We start from the raw sequence: 17,356 nt of genomic DNA on the forward strand, positions 1-17,356 counted from the left end.
TGATTTCAGATTAACGTCTCCTCGAAACGTCATCACACAGGGAAGAAACGACATGACGACAGCCAAAGACATCATGAAGCAGATCAAGGACAACGACGTGAAATTCGTCGACCTGCGCTTCACCGATCCGAAGGGCAAGCTGCAGCACGTGACGATGGATGTCATCGAGGTCGAGGAAGACATGTTCGCCGACGGCGTCATGTTCGACGGCTCCTCGATCGCCGGCTGGAAGGCGATCAACGAGTCCGACATGGTGCTGATGCCCGATGCGGACACCGTCCACATGGATCCGTTCTTCGCCCAGTCGACCATGGTCATCCTGTGCGACATTCTCGATCCAGTCTCCGGCGAATCCTACAACCGCGACCCGCGCGGCACCGCTAAGAAGGCCGAGGCCTACATGAAGGCCGAAGGCATCGGCGACACCATCTATGTCGGCCCCGAAGCCGAGTTCTTCGTCTTCGACGACGTCAAGTACAAGGCCGATCCCTACAACACCGGGTTCAAGCTGGACTCGACCGAACTGCCGTCCAACGACGACACCGACTACGAGACCGGCAATCTCGGCCACCGCCCGCGCGTCAAGGGCGGCTACTTCCCTGTGCCGCCGATCGACAGCGCGCAGGACATGCGCTCCGAAATGCTGACCGTGCTCGCCGAAATGGGCGTGCGCGTCGAAAAGCACCATCACGAGGTTGCCGCTGCCCAGCACGAGCTCGGCATCAAGTTCGACACGCTGGTCCGCAACGCCGACAAGATGCTGATCTACAAATATGTCGTGCACCAGGTCGCCAACGCCTATGGCAAGACGGCCACCTTCATGCCGAAGCCGATTTTCGGCGACAACGGCTCGGGCATGCACGTCCACCAGTCGATCTGGAAGAACGGCAAGCCGACCTTCGCCGGCAATGAATATGCCGGCCTGTCGGAGTCGTGCCTGTTCTACATCGGCGGCATCATCAAGCACGCCAAGGCGATCAACGCCTTCACCAACCCGCTGACCAACTCCTACAAGCGCCTTGTGCCTGGCTATGAAGCCCCGGTGCTGCTCGCCTACTCCGCGCGCAACCGTTCGGCCTCCTGCCGCATTCCGTTCGGCTCGTCCCCGAAAGCCAAGCGCGTCGAGGTCCGCTTCCCCGATCCAGGCGCGAACCCCTACCTCGCTTTCGCCGCCATGCTGATGGCCGGCCTCGACGGCATCAAGAACAAGATCCACCCGGGACAGCCGATGGACAAGGATCTTTACGATCTGCCGCCGAAGGAACTGAAGAAGATTCCGACCGTCTGCGGTTCGCTGCGCGAAGCGCTGCAAAGCTTGGACAAGGACCGCGGCTTCCTGAAAGCCGGCGGCGTCTTCGACGACGACCAGATCGACAGCTACATCGAGCTCAAGATGGCCGAAGTGATGCGCTTCGAAATGACACCGCATCCGGTCGAATACGACATGTACTATTCGGTCTGAGCGATAAGCCTCAGCGACAAGGAAAAACCCCGGCGTCAGTTCAGACGCCGGGGTTTTTGTTTGACCAATAGCAGACCGTAGACGTGGTAGCAGCAGGCTACGGCGCAGGCTTACGAAGCCTGCGCCGCTATAGATGCTTAGGCGGCCGCCGAGACCTGCGCGCTGGTCGAAACCTCCGCGATGGTCTTCAGGATCTGCGAAGCGATCTGGTAGGGGTCGCCTTGCGAATTCGGGCGGCGGTCTTCCAGGTAGCCCTTGTAGTCATTGTTGACGAAGGAATGCGGCACGCGGATCGAGGCGCCTCGGTCGGCGATGCCGTAGCTGAAGCGGTTCCACGGAGCGGTCTCATGCTTGCCGGTCAGGCGCTTGTCATTGTCCGGGCCGTAGACGGCGATGTGGTCCATCAGGTTCTTGTCGAATTGAGCCATCAGCGCTTCGAAATAGGCCTTGCCGCCGACTTCGCGCATATAGGCGGTCGAGAAGTTGGCGTGCATGCCCGAGCCGTTCCAGTCGGTGTCGCCGAGCGGCTTGCAGTGATACTCGATGTCGATCTCGTACTTTTCGGTCAGGCGCTGCAAGAGATAGCGGGCCATCCACATCTGGTCGGCGGCCTTCTTGGAGCCTTTGCCGAAAATCTGGAATTCCCACTGGCCCTTGGCCACTTCGGCGTTGATGCCTTCATGGTTGATGCCTGCTGCGAGGCAAAGGTCGAGATGCTCCTCGACGATCTGGCGCGCGATCGGGCCGACATTCGAATAGCCGACGCCGGTGTAGTACGGGCCCTGCGGCGCCGGATAGCCGCTCTCGGGGAAGCCGAGCGGACGGCCGTCCTTGTAGAAGAAATACTCCTGCTCGAAGCCGAACCAGGCGCCCTCGTCGTCGAGGATGGTGGCGCGCTTGTTGGACACATGCGGCGTCACGCCATCGGGCATCATCACTTCGCACATCACCAGCACGCCATTGCTGCGGGCCGGGTCCGGGAATACGGCCACCGGCTTCAGCACGCAGTCGGAGCTGTGGCCTTCGGCCTGCTGCGTCGAAGAACCGTCGAAGCCCCACAGCGTCAGCTGCTCGAGCGTCGGGAACTCGGCGAACTCCTTGACCTGGGTCTTGCCACGAAGATTGGGGACCGGCGTGTAACCATCGAGCCAGATATACTCGAGCTTGTATTTCGTCATTCTAGAGCCTCTCGTTGCTTGATCACCGAACCTGGATGACGCCGACGCGCCGAGCCATCCAGCAGCCCAGCTGCCAAGTCGATACAACGCAAATCGTGTGCCAGATCAGTTGGTCAGGGCGCGGCAAAAATGCCCTTTCATCCCGCCGGTGAAGGCAACCGCCTAAGCAATGCGCCCGGATCAATCAAAGGCAGAATTTGCTTAAATAACAGGCAAATGCCGATCTTTCTTTAGGCATCTTGCCTAAAAGGATTGCAGGACCTACCTTGATGGAAAGATGAATCGAAGAGCCTCTCCAGAAGAAAGGAGACCGACCATGGAAATCACCTCAGCCCGTCCGTCGGCCAAAATCCTGATGTTCCCGGCGGCATCGCGTGCATCTGCCTCAAATTTAGGCGTAAAGGCCAAGTTTGCGGCAGAGCTTGCTTCGCTGCGCGATCACCCGCTTGCCCATGGAGAGGCATGGTATCATGAGGCCGCCATTGCGGACGCCGAACAGCCTCGCAAGAGCTAGGCGTCTTTCGCGCTGATAGATCGAACAGGCCACAAATGAAAAACCCGGCGCGATCGCTCGCGCCGGGTTTTTTGTTTGATACAGAGCCGTCGGCTACTGCTTGGTATGCAGGTCGGTGCCGAGCGTATCCCTGACGAAGATCATGCCGATGATCAGCGTCACCGCCGCGATCACCACCGGATACCAAAGGCCGTAATAGATATCGCCCTTGTAGGCGCTGAACGCGAAAACGATCGCGGGCAGCAGGCCGCCGAACCAGCCATTGCCGATGTGATAGGGCAGCGACATGCCGCTGTAGCGGATGCGGGTCGGGAACATCTCGACCAGGATCGCGGCGATCGGCCCGTAGACCATGGTCACATAGAGGACCAGGATGAACAGGATGCCGATGACCTTGGCCCAGTTGACCTGTGCGGGGTCGGCAAACATCGCGAACGCGCCCGCTGCCGGAACGCTGTAGACGGTCACCTCGGTGGCGCCCGCGGCCTCATCCTTGGTCAGCACCTTGTCCTTGATCGCCTGTTCGGTCGGGACCGCGGTCTTTTCGCCGGCGCGGATGGCTGCCGCATCGAGCTTCAGTTCAGGATTGGCCGCAACAAAGGCGTCGAGCTTCTGGTCGGCAACCTTGGCGGCAGCGCGCTTCAACGGGTAACCGCCACCCTGAAGCGCGAGGTTGATACCCTTCTTGAAGGCAGCGTCGCTTGCAGCCTTCTTGTCGCCCGCGGCCTTGGCATCATAAGACGCCACGGTTTCGCTGCCGATCATGACACTCGCCGGGGTCCCCGCCGCCGCGGTAGAGACGATGTCATAAGGCACCGAGTTCTTGGCTAGGAAGTCGGTCGCGATATCGCACGAACTGACCGGTACGCGCGTGCCGGTCGGGTTGAACTGGAAGTTGCAGTCTCCCGGAGCCGCCGTCACCGTGGCGCGCGTGTTCTGCTGTGCGGTGGCGAGCGCCGGATTGGCGGCCCAGGTCAACGCCTTGAACAGCGGGAAGGTGGTGACGACCGCCAGCGCAAGACCGGCCATGATGATCGGCTTGCGGCCGATCTTGTCGGACAGCCAGCCGAAGAAGACGAAGAAGCCCGTGCCGAGTGCCAGCGCAATGGCGATCATGATGTTGACCGACTGCGCGTCGACCTTGAGCACATTGGCCAGGAAGAACAGTGCATAGAACTGCCCATTGTACCAGACCACGGCCTGACCGGCGGTGAGGCCGAACAGCGCCAGGATGGCGATCTTGGCGTTTTTCCACTGGCCGAAGGCTTCCGACAGCGGCGCCTTGGAACTCTTGCCCTCCTCCTTCATGCGCAGGAAGGTCGGCGATTCCGAAAGCGACAGCCGGATCCAGACCGAAATGCCCAGCAGGATGGCCGAGACCAGGAAAGGAATGCGCCATCCCCAGGCGTTGAAGGCGTCCTTGCTTACGGAATTCTGCACCAGCAGGATGACAATCAGCGACAGGAACAGGCCGAGCGTCGCCGTGGTCTGGATCCATGACGTGTAGAAGCCGCGACGGTCATCCGGCGCATGTTCCGCGACATAGGTCGCGGCGCCGCCGTACTCGCCGCCAAGCGCCAAGCCCTGCAGCATGCGCAGCGCGATCAACAGGATCGGCGCCAGAATGCCCAGTGTCTCTGAGCCCGGAAGCAGGCCGACAAGGAAAGTCGACAGACCCATGATCATGATCGTGACAAGGAATGTGTATTTGCGGCCGACGAGATCGCCGATGCGGCCGAACACCAGCGCGCCGAACGGGCGCACGATGAACCCGGCGGCGAAGACCAGCAGCGTGAAGATGTAGCGGGTGCTTTCGGGAAACGAGTTGAAGAAGGTCAAGCCGATCGCGCCGGCCAACGCTCCGTAGAGATAGAAATCATACCATTCGAAAACCGCGCCCAGCGAGGAGGCGAAGATGACCTTCTTCTCCTCTCGTGTCATGCCGCGGCTGGCTCCGCCGGCGGTCGATGCCAATGCCATTGAACTGTCCTCCCGTGAATCGTCTGCCTTCGAGGCTGGGCGTCATCGTCGGCGTTCCCTCTGAACGCGACTCGAACCAGCCATCGGCGTAAAAAATGACAGAAAGCGACCGCCGGAGGCAGACAGACCTTGGATTTATGACTTTGGTATTAGGTGCAGTGCGGCAAAGGCCGAGGATCAGGTCTTCAGCGCATCGAGCAGGCCGACGGCCGCCATCATGTCGCGTTTGCGGGCCGAGCGGCGTGCGACAGCCTCGGCATCCTGGCCCCAATGCTCGATCTGCCAGTCCTCGTCGACATGGCCGGCGGCCCAAGCCGCATCGCCATCGAGCGCACCGTAATCGACCGCCAGCGCCAGCAGCGCCGACCCGGTCAGCGAAGTCATGACATGGATTGCGGCCAGCCGCAGCGGCTCGGCACGCTGGGCAAGATGGGCGCCGAGGACGGCGATGCTTTCGCGCGGCTGCTCGACATGGATGATGCCCTCGGCGAGATTGAACCGAGCCCCTAATGTCGCCCTCGCCCAGTCGATCACCGGATCCCAAAGCTGGTTCTGCCGCTCGACCAGCCCCTGTGGCGCGTCGGCGCGGTAGCAGGTCAGATCGGACGAGGCGAAGCGCAAGACGTCCTCCAGCACCGCCTGCGGGTCGCTGGCGACCCCGTCGATGGCGGTGTTGGCCAGACGCAACACCGGCATCGTGACCGGGTCGATGGTCTCGCCCTGTGCAGCGAACTCATTGGCGACCAGGGCGGCGGCCTTTTCGGTCGGCAGCGCCAGCAGCGCCTTGCCCGGCGTGCGCACCGGCTTGCCGTCGAGATGGACGGCAAAACCGTCCTCCACAGCTGCGACCGACACGTCCTTGTAGAAGCGCTTCGGCAGGTGCGTCTTCATCTGGATCTGCGCGCGGCGGACCGGATCCGGATCGGACAGATGCTTTCCCGCTTCGAGGTCGTTGAGGATGTCACGCATGGTCGAACTTTCTATCCAGGTACCTGCTTGCGCGCCGGCCGGTTGACGATGATCAGGCCGACAGCGATCAGCCCAAGCGCCACAAAGATCCTGGTCGTCGGCGCCTCGCCCAGAATGATAGCGCCGCAGAGGACGCCGAACACCGGCGACAGGAAAGCGAAGCTCGACAGGGCCGATGCCGGATAGCGCCTGAGCAGCCAGAACCACAGCACATAGGTGAAGGCAACTATATAGAGCGACTGGAACAGCAGCGCCAATGCCGGCAAGGCACTGACCGCGCGGATCGGCGGGCCGGCGAAAGGCATCACCAGGACACCGACAATGGCCGCACCGGCCAACTGATAAAGCAGCAATTTCTCGGCACTGGTCTCGACCAGTTTCGAACGCTTGATGACGATGCTGGTCGCCGCCCACAGGATACCGGAGCCGAGGCTGAGCAGATCGCCCATCAAGGTCATCTCGGTGCCGCCGGCAATCCCGTCGGAAAACACCGCCACCAGGCCGCAGAAGGCGAGAACGAGCCCGCCAAGCTTGCGCGCGTTGATACGCTCACCGAGCAGGAAATGGCCGCCGATCAGGACCCAGAACGGCATGGTGTTGACCAGCAGTGTGTTGCGAGCAACGGTCGTGTATTCCAGCCCGATATAGAGGCACAGGAACTCGACGCCGAACAGCACGCCGACAATGATGCCGGCGACAAGCGACCCGTCGGCCTTAAACAACCTGATGCCGCGCAGCCAGCACCAGCCGAGCACACAGAGCCCGCCAATGATCGAACGTGCGATCGAGACGAAAACCGGATCGAAGCCGGCATAGGAGATCTTGGCGGCGACGTAGTTCAGCCCCCAGGAAAAGGTCAGCCCGACCATGATGGAAGCAGCCGCCAGATCGACCGCATCGCGGCGATCCAATGCCGAGGCAACGGCCAATGTCAGTCCTCCGCGCTGGCGTCGTCGAAGCCGATCAGGTTCCAGCTCTGGCGCATATGCGGCGGCATCGGCGCGGTGACGTCGATGATGCCCTTGTCCGGGTGCGGAATGACGATGCGGCGCGCATGCAGATGCAGGCGGTTCTGAATGCCGCCCGGAAAGTCCCAGTTGGTGTCGGCCTCGAAATATTTGGGGTCGCCGAGGATCGGGCAGCCGATATAGGCGGCATGAACGCGCAGCTGGTGGGTGCGGCCAGTGTACGGCTCCATTTCCAGCCAAGTCATCGTCTGAGCCGCCTGCTCGATGATGCGATAGTAGGACACGGCGTGGTCGGCGCCCTTTTCGCCATGGGCTGCCACGCGCACGCGGTCGCCGTCCTCGGTCGGCTCCTTGATCAGCCAGGTCGAGATCTTGTCCTCACGCTTGGGCGGGACGCCCTTGACCAGCGCCCAATAGGTCTTCTTGGTCTCGCGCGCCCGGAATGACTCGGAAAGCTTCATCGCCGCAAGCCTGGTGCGGGCAACCACCAACACGCCCGACGTGTCGCGGTCGAGCCGGTGCACCAGGCGCGGCTTCTCGCCCTTCTGGCTGCGCCAGGCCTCCAGCATGTCGTCGACATTGCGGGTGACGCCCGAGCCGCCTTGCACCGCCAGGCCCGCCGGCTTGTTGAAGACGAAGACTTTTGGATCTTCGTGGATCAGCATCTTGGCCAGCACATCGGCGTCGCCCTGGTTGCGGATCGAGTAACCCGTAAGCGCACTCTCGCCCTTCTTGTCGACCTCGAGCGGCGGCACACGCACCACCTGGCCGGGCTCGACACGGCTGTCGGCCTTGACCCGGCCGCCATCGACGCGGATCTGGCCCGAGCGCAGCAACTTCTGCAGATGGCCAAAGCCGAGACCGGGGAAATGGGTCTTGAACCAGCGATCGAGCCGCATGCCCGCCTCGCCGGCCTCCACCGTGATCTGTTCTACGCCTGCCATGATTTTCGCTTTATCCGTTTCTAACGCGTGACCCCGAAAATCTACTCCGGCTTTCGGAAAGGATCATGCGCAAGATCAAAGTTTCTGCAGCGCGTCCAGGAGGATGCGCCGTGCTCTAGGCCGGGCAATAACACTATGAAACGGTTCTTGCGAGCCAAAGTCCCAGAAACAGGGCGATAATGGCGCCAACGACGCTGGCAAGCGCATATCCCAACGCCGGCAGCGTCGCTCCGCGCTCCCACAGGGTCGCGAAATCGAGCGAAAAGGCGGAGAAGGTGGTGAAGCCGCCAAGGATGCCCGTGGCGACGAACAGCCGGAGCTCATTGGAACCGCCGCGCCGCATCAGCGCGGCGACGAACAGCCCCATAACAAAGGAGCCGAGGATGTTGATCGCCATTGTCCCCCAGGGGTAGTTGGGGCCGACGAGGCGCAAGGCGCCGATGTTGGTCAGGTGGCGGATGCCGGCGCCGATGCCGCCGCCGACCACAACAAGAAGCAGATTGAACATGCCCGTTTACTGCCCGGCCAAGGCAGTGCGGTCAATCCCTTCAGGCCAACGCCTCAGGTCGTCTCGACCTTCTTTGCCTTGCTCGAGCCGATCATCTTCCAGTTCTTGTAGAACATGGAATTGACGCGCTCGACGGTGACCGAAACGATGGCGAGAAGTCCGGCGATGAAGCCGGGGAACGGCGACGGGCGGATTATGTCCATGAACACGCAGTAGCGGCGTCCGTCATACTCGTTGACCGAGCGGTGCAGCAGCGTGTCGTCGAATATATAGAGCGGGTTGTCGTGCCAGTAATTCCTGGCGCCGTTGCATTCGACGAAAACCTCTGCCTTCACCGGCAAGAGATTGTAGAGGATGCGCAGGCTGAGCCGGAGCGGTCCGAAATGCCAGGAAGTCGATTCCTTGCCTCTGAAGACAGACACGGCAATGGTCTTGATGTATTTGAAATCCTTGTTGAATTCCGCGACATTGTCGATCCGGTGCTTGCCGTACCACTGATAGACATACATGCCGCGACGACCGGTGCCGAAATTGGCGTCGATATCGGCGATGATCTCGTCCTTGCGCGCCTTGAAGACGTCAAGAACCTCGTTGACCTCGCGCTGATAATCGGCGGGAAACTGCTCCAGCTTCCACACGCCCGGGTTCCTGTAGCAAACGAGGTCCACCAGCAGATTGAAGGGCGACAGCAGCCAGGTGAAGATGCCATTGCCGAGGAAATAGCCGCGCAACAGCGACAGATCCTTGTTGGCGTTGCGCAGCACATCGATCAGGCCGCAGACGATCCAGATCGTGGTCAGGATCGGAATGAAATAGAAGCCGAGCGCGAGCAGCGGGACAGCAATCACAGCCTGGCGAAGCGTTTTGCGAAGGGATTTTGTCATTCTGTTCGCGCGGCGCGCTGTCCCCGTTCCGAATTATCGCCCGTCCTGGCAGCCTCCCGGCCGAGTCATGCGACGTGATAGGGCTTTTTGTCATGCGGTACAATCACACTGCTGTGACTGGCGGAGACAGAATTTCAGTTCATCGCGGGCAGGCCGAGTTCGTCCCGTTTGTCCCGCGCACCTATTTTTCCCGCTCGCTGCGCAGCTTTGCCCAATAGTCCAGCCGTTTCTTGATATCGCGCTCGAAGCCGCGTTCGGGCGGATCGTAAAAGGTCTGCCGGCCCATCTTTTCGGGGAAATAGTCCTGGCCGGAAAAGGCATCGGGCTGGTCGTGATCGTAGCGATAGCCGGCGCCGTAATCCTCCTCTTTCATCAGCTTGGTCGGCGCGTTGAGGATGTGCTTGGGCGGCAGCAGCGAACCGAACTCCTTCGCCGCCCGCGTGGCTGCCTTGAAGGCGGTATAGACGGCGTTGGATTTGGGCGCGGTGGCGAGATAGACGGTGGCCTCGGCGAAGGCCAGTTCGCCTTCGGGCGAGCCGAGGTAGTCGTAGGCGTCCTTGGCGGCGTTGGCGATAACCAGCGCCTGCGGGTCGGCGAGCCCGATATCCTCCATCGCCATGCGCACCAGCCGGCGGCCGAGATAGAGCGGATCCTCGCCGGCGTCGAACATGCGGGCAAGATAATAAAGCGCCGCGTCCGGGTCGGACCCACGCACCGATTTGTGCAGCGCCGAGATCAGATTGTAGTGACCGTCCTGGCCCTTGTCATAGATCGGCGCGCGGCGCTGGACGATGCGCTGCAGCCCTTCGGGATCAAAAACCTCGCCGGGTTTGGCGGCGCGCCAGACTTCCTCGGCCAGCGTCAGCGAGGCCCGGCCGTCACCATCGCTCATGCGGATGAGCATCGCCCGCGCCTCTTCGTCGAGCGGCAGCGCCCTGCCCTCTGTCTCCTCCGCCCGCGTCATCAGTTTGGCGATGCTGTCCTCGCCCAGCGAGTGAAACACCAGCACCCGCGCGCGCGACAGAAGCGCGGCGTTCAGCTCGAACGATGGATTTTCGGTGGTGGCGCCGACCAGAACAACTGTTCCATCCTCCATGACCGGGAGGAAAGAGTCCTGCTGGGCACGGTTGAAGCGATGGATCTCGTCGACGAACAGCAGCGTCTGCCGGCCATTGGTTCGCCGCAGCTTCGCTGCCTCGAACACTTTCTTCAAATCGGCGACGCCGGAAAAAACCGCCGATATCTGCTCGAACGCAAGACTGGTCTCGCCGGCCAGCAGTCGCGCCACGGTTGTTTTGCCGGTTCCCGGCGGTCCCCAGAAAATCATCGAGCCGAGCGAACCGGAAGCGATCAGCCGCGTCAGTGCGCCGTCGGGGCCGGTCAGATGCTCCTGGCCGACAACCTCGCCAAGGTTTTTCGGGCGCAGCCGATCGGCCAAAGGTCGGCCGGGCGGCGCTCTTTCCGGTTCATCGACGCTGAACAGATCGGCCATCTAGGTCTTCTGGTTGGAGCACGATCCTCAGAAATGGGAAGATCGCCTCAGTAACGCAACACCTGGCGCAGTATCTGCCCGCCGCGCTCGACGGTAAAGCGCCACCAGCGCGTATCCTGCTGGGCAAGCTGCGCCAGTGTCGCCGCCGTATCGACGGTGGTGCCGTTCACCTCGCGCACGATGTCGCCCGGCTGGAAGCCGAAATCGGCAGCCGGCGAATCGCGGTTGATGTCGACCACGGTGACGCCCTTGAGGTCGGTGCGCAGGCCAAGCCGCTGGGCGAGCCTGGGCGACAGTTCCGCGACCTTGGCGCCGGAGAACGGGCTGCGGCCATGCAGGGTCACTTCCGACGCCTTGGCGCCTTCCGGCGCGCGCTCCAGTGCAATCTCCATCGTCGCCTGCTGGCCCTTGCTCAGGATGGCGAAGGTCGCCTTGGTGCCGATCGACAGGGTCGCCATGCGGTAATCCAGCGCCTCGATGCCTTCGACCGTCGTGCCATTGAGCTGCAGCACGACATCGCCGGGCTTCAGCCCTGCCTTGGCCGCCGGTCCGGCTTCCTCAACCGACGACACCAGCGCGCCGGTCGGCTTATCCATGCCAAGCGATTCGGCGATCTGCGGTGTGACCGCTTCGAACTCGGCGCCTATATAAGGCCGCTCGAAGAAATCGAGCCCGGCCTTGGCCGCGTCGGCGAAGGCGCGCACCATGTTGGCCGGGATGGCAAAACCGATGCCGATCGAGCCGCCGCTGCGGCTGTAGATGGCGGTGTTGATGCCGACCAGCTGGCCGCCCATGTTGATCAGCGCGCCGCCGGAATTGCCGGGATTGATGGCGGCGTCGGTCTGGATGAAATAGCCCGAATCCGAAACGCCGATATGGCTGCGGGCAAGCGCCGAAACGATGCCGCTGGTGGTGGTCTGGCCGACGCCGAACGGATTGCCGATGGCCAGCACCAGGTCGCCGACCTCGAGGGCGTCGGAATCGCCGATGGCGATCACCGGAAACGGCTTGTCTGAGGTGATCTTGAGCACGGCGAGGTCGAGCGTCTCGTCCTTGAGCATGACCTTCGAGGTGAATTCGCGCCCGTCCGCGGTCGCCACCTTGACCTCGTCGGCATCCTTGATCACGTGGAAATTGGTGACGACCACGCCGCTCGGGTCGACCAGCACGCCCGAGCCGAGCGAGGATTGCGCGCGCGGCTGCGCGCGGCCGAAGAATTCCTCGAAGAAAGGATCGCCGTCGAAGGGCGACGTGACCTTGGCCGTCTGCGAAGCATAGACATTGACCACCGCCGGCGCCGTCTGCTTGACCAGGGGCGCAAACGACAGCTGTACCTCTTCGCGGCCGAACGGCACGCGCTTGTCGGGACCGGAGGTGCCGTTCTCGCCTTCGACGCCATGCAGGAGGTCGGTCAGCACATCGGAGAGCCCCGGATCGGCTGGCTTGGCGGCGTCCTCGGCCAGCGCCTGCCTGACTGTCGGCGCGGCTGCGAACGCCATCATGGCGAAGAGCAGAACAAGAGACAGTCGGTTGGCGCGCATTCGCGAATCCTCCAAGGCAAGTTCGGGGGCATTGTCCCGACGATTGTGCAGAATGAAAGGCTAATGCACTGAAATGCGGCGATTGTCGTGCAAAAGCACTTGGCCGGCAGGCAAAAAAAGCCCGGCGAAGCATGCCCTTGCGACAATGCAAAAAAGGGGCCCGAAGGCCCCTTGAAAGTCATTTGCGAAAACCGAGCCTTATGCGGCAGTGGCTTCCTCGTTGGCGCCTTCGGCTTCGAGGCGGGCGCGGTCGCCGGCGCCCTTGGCGTCGGTGTCGCGGTCGACGAACTCGATGACCGCCATGGCGGCATTGTCGCCGTGGCGGAAGCCCGCCTTCATGATGCGCAGATAGCCGCCGTTGCGGTCGGCGTAGCGCGGCGCAATCGTGTCGAACAGACGCTTGACGACGCCTTCATTGCCGATCTGGGCAATCACCTGGCGGCGCGCATGCAAGTCGCCGCGCTTGCCGAGCGTCACCAGCTTCTCGACGATCGGACGCAGATCCTTCGCCTTCGGCAGGGTGGTGACGATCTGTTCGTGCTCGAGCAGCGACACGGCGAGGTTGGCGAACATCGACTTGCGATGGCTAATGCTTCGGGCGAAGCGGCGGCCTTTAAAACCGTGGCGCATGGCTCTTTTCCTTCTTCAGTTGTTCAAGAGGCCGTGGCCTCTGATGGTTTTCCGCATGACCGTCGGATCGAGCGGCTCACGCCGCCGATCCTTGGAAATTCATGCTCAATATTGGTCTTCGTAACGCTTGGCGAGGTCTTCGATGTTTTCCGGCGGCCAGTCCGGCACTTCCATGCCGAGGTGCAGGCCCATCGCCGCGAGCACTTCCTTGATCTCGTTCAGCGACTTGCGGCCGAAGTTCGGGGTGCGCAGCATCTCGGCTTCGGTCTTCTGGATGAGATCGCCGATGTAGACGATGTTGTCGTTCTTCAGGCAGTTGGCCGAACGCACCGAAAGCTCGAGTTCGTCGACCTTCTTGAGCAGCGCCGGGTTGAAGGCGAGCTCTGTGACGGCTTCGGTGGCGACTTCCTTCTGCGGCTCGTCGAAATTGACGAACAGGCCAAGCTGGTCCTGCAGGATGCGGGCAGCGAATGCCACCGCGTCCTCGCCCGAGATCGAACCGTCGGTCTCGATGGTCATGGTCAGCTTGTCATAGTCGAGAACCTGGCCCTCGCGGGTATTTTCGACCTTGTAGGAGACCTTCTTGACCGGCGAATACAGGCTGTCGACCGGGATCAGGCCGATCGGCGCGTCTTCGGCGCGGTTGCGGTCGGCCGGCACGTAACCCTTGCCGGTGTCGACGGTGAATTCCATGCGGATTTCAGCGCCCTCGTCCAGCGTGCAGATGACGTGGTCCGGGTTGAGGATCTCGACGTCGCCAACCGTCTGGATGTCGCCAGCCAGAACCGCACCCGGGCCCTGCTTGCGAACGACCATGCGCTTGGGACCATCGCCTTCCATGCGGATGGCGATTTCCTTGATGTTGAGGACGATGTCGGTCACGTCCTCACGCACGCCGGCAATCGACGAGAATTCATGCAGAACGCCGTCGATCTGCACGGCGGTGACAGCCGCACCGCGCAGCGAAGACAAAAGCACGCGGCGCAGCGCGTTGCCGAGCGTCAGGCCGAAGCCGCGCTCGAGCGGCTCGGCGACCAGCGTGGTCAGCGTCTTCTTCTTCGACGAGAACTCGATCTTGTTCGGCTTGATCAGTTCCTGCCAATTTTTCTGGATCATGATGCTTTCCTTCCGTTGACCCGCCACCATCCAATCGTGGCGGGCGACCTGGAGTGCCGTGGAGGAGCGCCTTGAGGCGCTCACGCGGCGTTCGGTAATGTCTTAGACGCGGCGCTTCTTGCGCGGGCGGCAGCCATTGTGCGGGATCGGCGTCACATCACGGATCGAGGTGATGGTGAAGCCGGCAGCCTGCAGGGCGCGAAGCGCCGATTCACGACCGGAGCCGGGTCCGCAGACCTCGACTTCGAGCATGCGCATGCCGTGTTCCTGGGCCTTCTTGGCGACGTCTTCGGCAGCCATCTGGGCGGCAAACGGGGTCGACTTGCGCGAACCCTTGAAGCCCTGGGCACCGGCCGACGACCAGGCAATGGAATTGCCCTGCGCGTCGGTGATGGTGATCATCGTGTTGTTGAAGGTCGAATTGACGTGGGCAACGCCCGACGAGATGTTCTTGCGTTCGCGACGGCGAACACGAGCGGCTTCCTTGGCCATGATAGTCCTTTCAGTTGATCTCTACACCGCCGTAATGCCAGCGGCTCCACCTTTGAAAGCGAGTAGTGAGCAGGGACCAGCGAATAGGGAACCCCTACTCGCTAATAGCCACTCGCTATCGCTCACTTACTTCTTCTTGCCGGCGATCGACTTGGCCGGGCCCTTGCGGGTGCGTGCATTGGTGTGCGTGCGCTGGCCGCGAACCGGCAGCGAACGGCGGTGACGCAGACCGCGGTAGCAGCCGAGGTCCATGAGGCGCTTGATGTTCATCGACACTTCGCGGCGCAGGTCGCCTTCGACCTGGTAGTCGCGGTCGATGGTCTCGCGGATCTGCAGCACTTCCGCGTCCGTCAGCTGGTTGACGCGGCGCTCGGCCGGGATGCCGACCTTGTCGACGATCTCCTGGGCGAACTTCTTGCCAATGCCGTGAATGTACTGAAGCGCAATGACGACGCGCTTGTTGGTCGGAATGTTGACGCCGGCTATACGAGCCATATTCTTCTCTTCTCCATGTGGGACCGGCCGGCCTTCAAAACAAGGCATGCGCGGCGCTGTTCAAATTACCCCGCGTCCGGTGGAGGCCGGCCCTTGCGGGAGTTCCCTAGTTTCAATGCGGCTGCCTTGCCCTTGCGGACAAGCAAGCCTCATGCCTGATAGGAAGACGGGCCGCCATAACCCAGCGAACCGTTCCAGTCAAGCGCAATCTTTACTTTGCCGTAACGGTCTCCCGCGTCACCGCCGCGAGCAGCGCTTCAATCTCCGCCGTCACGGTGTCGACAGGGGCCATGCCGTCGACACTCCTAAGCGAGCGTTTGGCATAATAATAGCCGATCAGAGGCGCGGTCTTCTTGTAATATTCCCGCAGGCGCTCTTCGAACACCACCGGATTGTCGTCCTTGCGCACCGGCTGTCCGGCGGCCTTGGCGTCGTCGGCGCGCTTGACGATGCGGCCGACCAGCGCTTTGTCGTCGACGACGAACTCGATCACGGCATCGAGGTCAATGCCGCGCTCGGCGAGCATCGATTCAACCGCATCAGCCTGCACCAGCGTGCGCGGATATCCGTCGAGGATGAAACCGTTGGTGCAATCGGGCTGATCGATGCGCTCGGCCACGATGGCGTTGACGATGGCGTCGGAAACCAGCTCGCCGGCATCCATCACCGCCTTGGCGCGCTTGCCGACTTCGGTGCCGGCCTGCACGGCCGCCCGCAGCATGTCACCCGTCGACAGCTGCGGTATGCCGTATTTTTCTACCAGTCTTTGTGCTTGCGTCCCCTTGCCCGCTCCTGGCGGCCCAAGCAATATCAATCTCATCTGGCCTTCTTCCCCCCGCGCAGCTTCGACTTCTTGATCAGGCCCTCATACTGGTGCGCGATCAGGTGACCCTGGATCTGCGCCACCGTATCGAGGGTTACACTGACCACGATCAGAAGCGATGTGCCACCGAGGTAGAATGGTACGCCAGTTGCCGAAATCAGGAACTCGGGCAGCAGGCACACCAGCACCAGATAGATGGCGCCGACGACGGTGATGCGCGTCAGGACATAGTCGATGTAATCGGCAGTGCGCTCACCCGGACGGTAGCCCGGAATGAAGCCGGAATGCTTCTTGAGCTGGTCGGCGGTGTCCTTCGGATTGAACACGATGGCCGTGTAGAAGAAGGCGAAGAACACGATCATTGCCGCATAGAACAGCATGTAGAGCGGCTGGCCGTGGCCGAGCGAAGCGAGCACGGTGCTTGCCCAGGCCGGCAGGTTTGTCGTCTGCGAGAAGCCGGCGACCGTTGCCGGCAGCAAAAGCAGCGACGACGCGAAGATCGGCGGAATGACGCCCGACGTGTTGAGCTTCAGCGGCAGATGCGAGGTGTCGCCCTGGAACATGCGGTTGCCGACCTGGCGCTTCGGATACTGGATCAGCAGGCGGCGCTGCGCGCGCTCGAAGAACACGATCAGCGCGATGACGATGATGGCCAGCACGATGATCGCGAGTATCAGCCCCGTCGATAGGGCGCCGGTGCGGCCGAGCTCCAGCGTGCCGGAGATGGCGCGCGGCAGGCCGGCGACGATGCCGGAGAAGATGATCAGCGAAATGCCGTTGCCGATGCCGCGGGCGGTGATCTGCTCGCCCAGCCACATCAGGAACATGGTGCCGCCAACCAGCGTGACGACGGTCGAGATGCGGAAGAACATGCCGGGATCGTTGACGATGCCGTTGCCGCCTTCCAGGCCCACCGAAATGCCGTAGGCCTGCACCAGCGCCAGGAGTACCGTGCCGTAGCGCGTGTACTGGTTGATGACCTTGCGGCCCTGCTCGCCTTCCTTTTTCAGCGCTTCCAGCGACGGAATGACCGAGGTCATCAGCTGCATGATGATGGAGGCTGAGATGTAAGGCATGATGCCGAGCGCGAAGATCGCCATGCGCTGCACGGCGCCGCCGGCGAACATGTTGAACATGCCGAGCACGCCCTTGGCCTGCGAAGAGAAGGCCTGCGCGAATGCATCCGGATTGATGCCGGGCAGCGGGATATAGGTGCCGAGGCGATAGACGAGCAGCGCGCCGACGGTGAACCAGATTCGCTTCTTCAGGTCCTCCGCCTTGGCGAAAGCCGCAAAATTCAGATTCGAGGCTAGTTGTTCAGCAGCCGAAGCCATGCCTGATTCTCCGCTAGAGCATGATG

The 17,356-nt window shown here is 62.1% G+C and carries 17 protein-coding genes; 2 read left to right on the plus strand and 15 right to left on the minus strand.

The window, feature by feature from the left end; all coding sequences use genetic code 11:
- The first annotated feature begins 52 nt into the window (after window positions 1-52).
- Window positions 53-1,462, plus strand: a complete 1,410-nt coding sequence (glnA, locus tag ACYG97_RS09580) for a type I glutamate--ammonia ligase (protein WP_023672775.1) — start codon at window positions 53-55, stop codon at window positions 1,460-1,462.
- A gap of 137 nt (window positions 1,463-1,599) precedes the next feature.
- Here the strand turns inward: glnA and ACYG97_RS09585 are convergent, their stop codons facing one another.
- A complete protein-coding gene (locus tag ACYG97_RS09585; protein ID WP_023734052.1) occupies window positions 1,600-2,640 on the minus strand; it encodes a glutamine synthetase beta-grasp domain-containing protein in 1,041 nt (346 codons plus the stop codon).
- Window positions 2,641-2,956: 316 nt separating this feature from the next.
- Between ACYG97_RS09585 and ACYG97_RS09590 the strand changes: the two genes are divergently transcribed.
- Complete coding sequence (locus tag ACYG97_RS09590; RefSeq protein WP_023734053.1) at window positions 2,957-3,154, plus strand: DUF2735 domain-containing protein; 198 nt, start codon at window positions 2,957-2,959, stop codon at window positions 3,152-3,154.
- A 93-nt stretch (window positions 3,155-3,247) separates the two neighbouring features.
- On the opposite strand, the gene ACYG97_RS09595 is transcribed toward ACYG97_RS09590, so the two are convergent.
- The 14 genes from ACYG97_RS09595 to secY all read right to left on the minus strand — a co-directional run bounded on the left by ACYG97_RS09595 (window position 3,248) and on the right by secY (window position 17,330).
- Window positions 3,248-5,134 carry an MFS transporter gene (locus ACYG97_RS09595; RefSeq protein ID WP_023682590.1) on the minus strand — a complete coding sequence of 629 codons (1,887 nt, stop codon included), beginning with the start codon at window positions 5,132-5,134 and terminating at the stop codon, window positions 3,248-3,250.
- A gap of 177 nt (window positions 5,135-5,311) precedes the next feature.
- Window positions 5,312-6,103, minus strand: coding sequence for an ATP12 family chaperone protein (locus tag ACYG97_RS09600; protein WP_023734054.1), 792 nt, complete (start codon window positions 6,101-6,103; stop codon window positions 5,312-5,314).
- 11 nt (window positions 6,104-6,114) lie between these two features.
- Window positions 6,115-6,972, minus strand: a complete 858-nt coding sequence (locus tag ACYG97_RS09605; RefSeq protein WP_081726945.1) for a DMT family transporter — start codon at window positions 6,970-6,972, stop codon at window positions 6,115-6,117.
- A 62-nt stretch (window positions 6,973-7,034) separates the two neighbouring features.
- Complete coding sequence (locus ACYG97_RS09610) at window positions 7,035-8,015, minus strand: RluA family pseudouridine synthase (protein ID WP_023726804.1); 981 nt, start codon at window positions 8,013-8,015, stop codon at window positions 7,035-7,037.
- 133 nt (window positions 8,016-8,148) lie between these two features.
- Window positions 8,149-8,523 (minus strand): fluoride efflux transporter CrcB, encoded by a 375-nt coding sequence (crcB, locus tag ACYG97_RS09615; RefSeq protein ID WP_023726805.1) that lies wholly within the window; start codon window positions 8,521-8,523, stop codon window positions 8,149-8,151.
- A gap of 53 nt (window positions 8,524-8,576) precedes the next feature.
- Window positions 8,577-9,407, minus strand: a complete 831-nt coding sequence (locus tag ACYG97_RS09620) for an aspartyl/asparaginyl beta-hydroxylase domain-containing protein (protein WP_023726806.1) — start codon at window positions 9,405-9,407, stop codon at window positions 8,577-8,579.
- Between the two features lie 181 nt (window positions 9,408-9,588).
- A complete protein-coding gene (locus ACYG97_RS09625; RefSeq protein ID WP_023734055.1) occupies window positions 9,589-10,899 on the minus strand; it encodes a replication-associated recombination protein A in 1,311 nt (436 codons plus the stop codon).
- Window positions 10,900-10,946: 47 nt separating this feature from the next.
- Window positions 10,947-12,440 carry a DegQ family serine endoprotease gene (locus ACYG97_RS09630; protein ID WP_023734056.1) on the minus strand — a complete coding sequence of 498 codons (1,494 nt, stop codon included), beginning with the start codon at window positions 12,438-12,440 and terminating at the stop codon, window positions 10,947-10,949.
- Between the two features lie 198 nt (window positions 12,441-12,638).
- The gene (gene rplQ / locus ACYG97_RS09635; RefSeq protein ID WP_023691248.1) at window positions 12,639-13,070 is read right to left on the minus strand and encodes a 50S ribosomal protein L17; all 432 of its coding nucleotides are present in this window, start codon (window positions 13,068-13,070) and stop codon (window positions 12,639-12,641) included.
- 105 nt (window positions 13,071-13,175) lie between these two features.
- Window positions 13,176-14,186, minus strand: a complete 1,011-nt coding sequence (locus ACYG97_RS09640; RefSeq protein ID WP_023682599.1) for a DNA-directed RNA polymerase subunit alpha — start codon at window positions 14,184-14,186, stop codon at window positions 13,176-13,178.
- A 102-nt stretch (window positions 14,187-14,288) separates the two neighbouring features.
- On the minus strand, window positions 14,289-14,678 hold the full coding sequence (rpsK, locus tag ACYG97_RS09645; RefSeq protein ID WP_006205444.1) for a 30S ribosomal protein S11: 390 nt from the start codon (window positions 14,676-14,678) through the stop codon (window positions 14,289-14,291).
- Between the two features lie 126 nt (window positions 14,679-14,804).
- Entirely contained in the window at window positions 14,805-15,173 is a 369-nt protein-coding gene (gene rpsM / locus ACYG97_RS09650) for a 30S ribosomal protein S13 (RefSeq protein ID WP_006205445.1), read from the minus strand.
- 211 nt (window positions 15,174-15,384) lie between these two features.
- Window positions 15,385-15,993 (minus strand): adenylate kinase, encoded by a 609-nt coding sequence (locus ACYG97_RS09655; protein ID WP_023734057.1) that lies wholly within the window; start codon window positions 15,991-15,993, stop codon window positions 15,385-15,387.
- Window positions 15,990-17,330 carry a preprotein translocase subunit SecY gene (gene secY / locus ACYG97_RS09660; protein ID WP_023672761.1) on the minus strand — a complete coding sequence of 447 codons (1,341 nt, stop codon included), beginning with the start codon at window positions 17,328-17,330 and terminating at the stop codon, window positions 15,990-15,992. Before secY ends, ACYG97_RS09655 begins: the two co-directional genes overlap by 4 nt.
- Between the last annotated feature and the right edge of the window lie 26 nt (window positions 17,331-17,356).

The organism is Mesorhizobium sp. W067, assembly GCF_054719525.1.

What these genes read in the sequence shown, in the direction of transcription:
- ACYG97_RS09590 (WP_023734053.1), top strand. Translation starts at nt 2,957, where the DNA reads ATGGAAATCACCTCAGCCCGTCCGTCGGCCAAAATCCTGATGTTCCCG.
- rpsM (WP_006205445.1), bottom strand. Translation starts at nt 15,173, where the DNA reads ATGGCTCGTATAGCCGGCGTCAACATTCCGACCAACAAGCGCGTCGTC.
- ACYG97_RS09625 (WP_023734055.1), bottom strand. Translation starts at nt 10,899, where the DNA reads ATGGCCGATCTGTTCAGCGTCGATGAACCGGAAAGAGCGCCGCCCGGC.
- ACYG97_RS09605 (WP_081726945.1), bottom strand. Translation starts at nt 6,972, where the DNA reads ATGGTCGGGCTGACCTTTTCCTGGGGGCTGAACTACGTCGCCGCCAAG.
- ACYG97_RS09585 (WP_023734052.1), bottom strand. Translation starts at nt 2,640, where the DNA reads ATGACGAAATACAAGCTCGAGTATATCTGGCTCGATGGTTACACGCCG.
- glnA (WP_023672775.1), top strand. Translation starts at nt 53, where the DNA reads ATGACGACAGCCAAAGACATCATGAAGCAGATCAAGGACAACGACGTG.
- rpsK (WP_006205444.1), bottom strand. Translation starts at nt 14,678, where the DNA reads ATGGCCAAGGAAGCCGCTCGTGTTCGCCGTCGCGAACGCAAGAACATC.
- ACYG97_RS09610 (WP_023726804.1), bottom strand. Translation starts at nt 8,015, where the DNA reads ATGGCAGGCGTAGAACAGATCACGGTGGAGGCCGGCGAGGCGGGCATG.
- ACYG97_RS09620 (WP_023726806.1), bottom strand. Translation starts at nt 9,407, where the DNA reads ATGACAAAATCCCTTCGCAAAACGCTTCGCCAGGCTGTGATTGCTGTC.
- secY (WP_023672761.1), bottom strand. Translation starts at nt 17,330, where the DNA reads ATGGCTTCGGCTGCTGAACAACTAGCCTCGAATCTGAATTTTGCGGCT.
- rplQ (WP_023691248.1), bottom strand. Translation starts at nt 13,070, where the DNA reads ATGCGCCACGGTTTTAAAGGCCGCCGCTTCGCCCGAAGCATTAGCCAT.
- ACYG97_RS09655 (WP_023734057.1), bottom strand. Translation starts at nt 15,993, where the DNA reads ATGAGATTGATATTGCTTGGGCCGCCAGGAGCGGGCAAGGGGACGCAA.
- ACYG97_RS09595 (WP_023682590.1), bottom strand. Translation starts at nt 5,134, where the DNA reads ATGGCATTGGCATCGACCGCCGGCGGAGCCAGCCGCGGCATGACACGA.
- ACYG97_RS09600 (WP_023734054.1), bottom strand. Translation starts at nt 6,103, where the DNA reads ATGCGTGACATCCTCAACGACCTCGAAGCGGGAAAGCATCTGTCCGAT.
- ACYG97_RS09640 (WP_023682599.1), bottom strand. Translation starts at nt 14,186, where the DNA reads ATGATCCAGAAAAATTGGCAGGAACTGATCAAGCCGAACAAGATCGAG.
- ACYG97_RS09630 (WP_023734056.1), bottom strand. Translation starts at nt 12,440, where the DNA reads ATGCGCGCCAACCGACTGTCTCTTGTTCTGCTCTTCGCCATGATGGCG.
- crcB (WP_023726805.1), bottom strand. Translation starts at nt 8,523, where the DNA reads ATGTTCAATCTGCTTCTTGTTGTGGTCGGCGGCGGCATCGGCGCCGGC.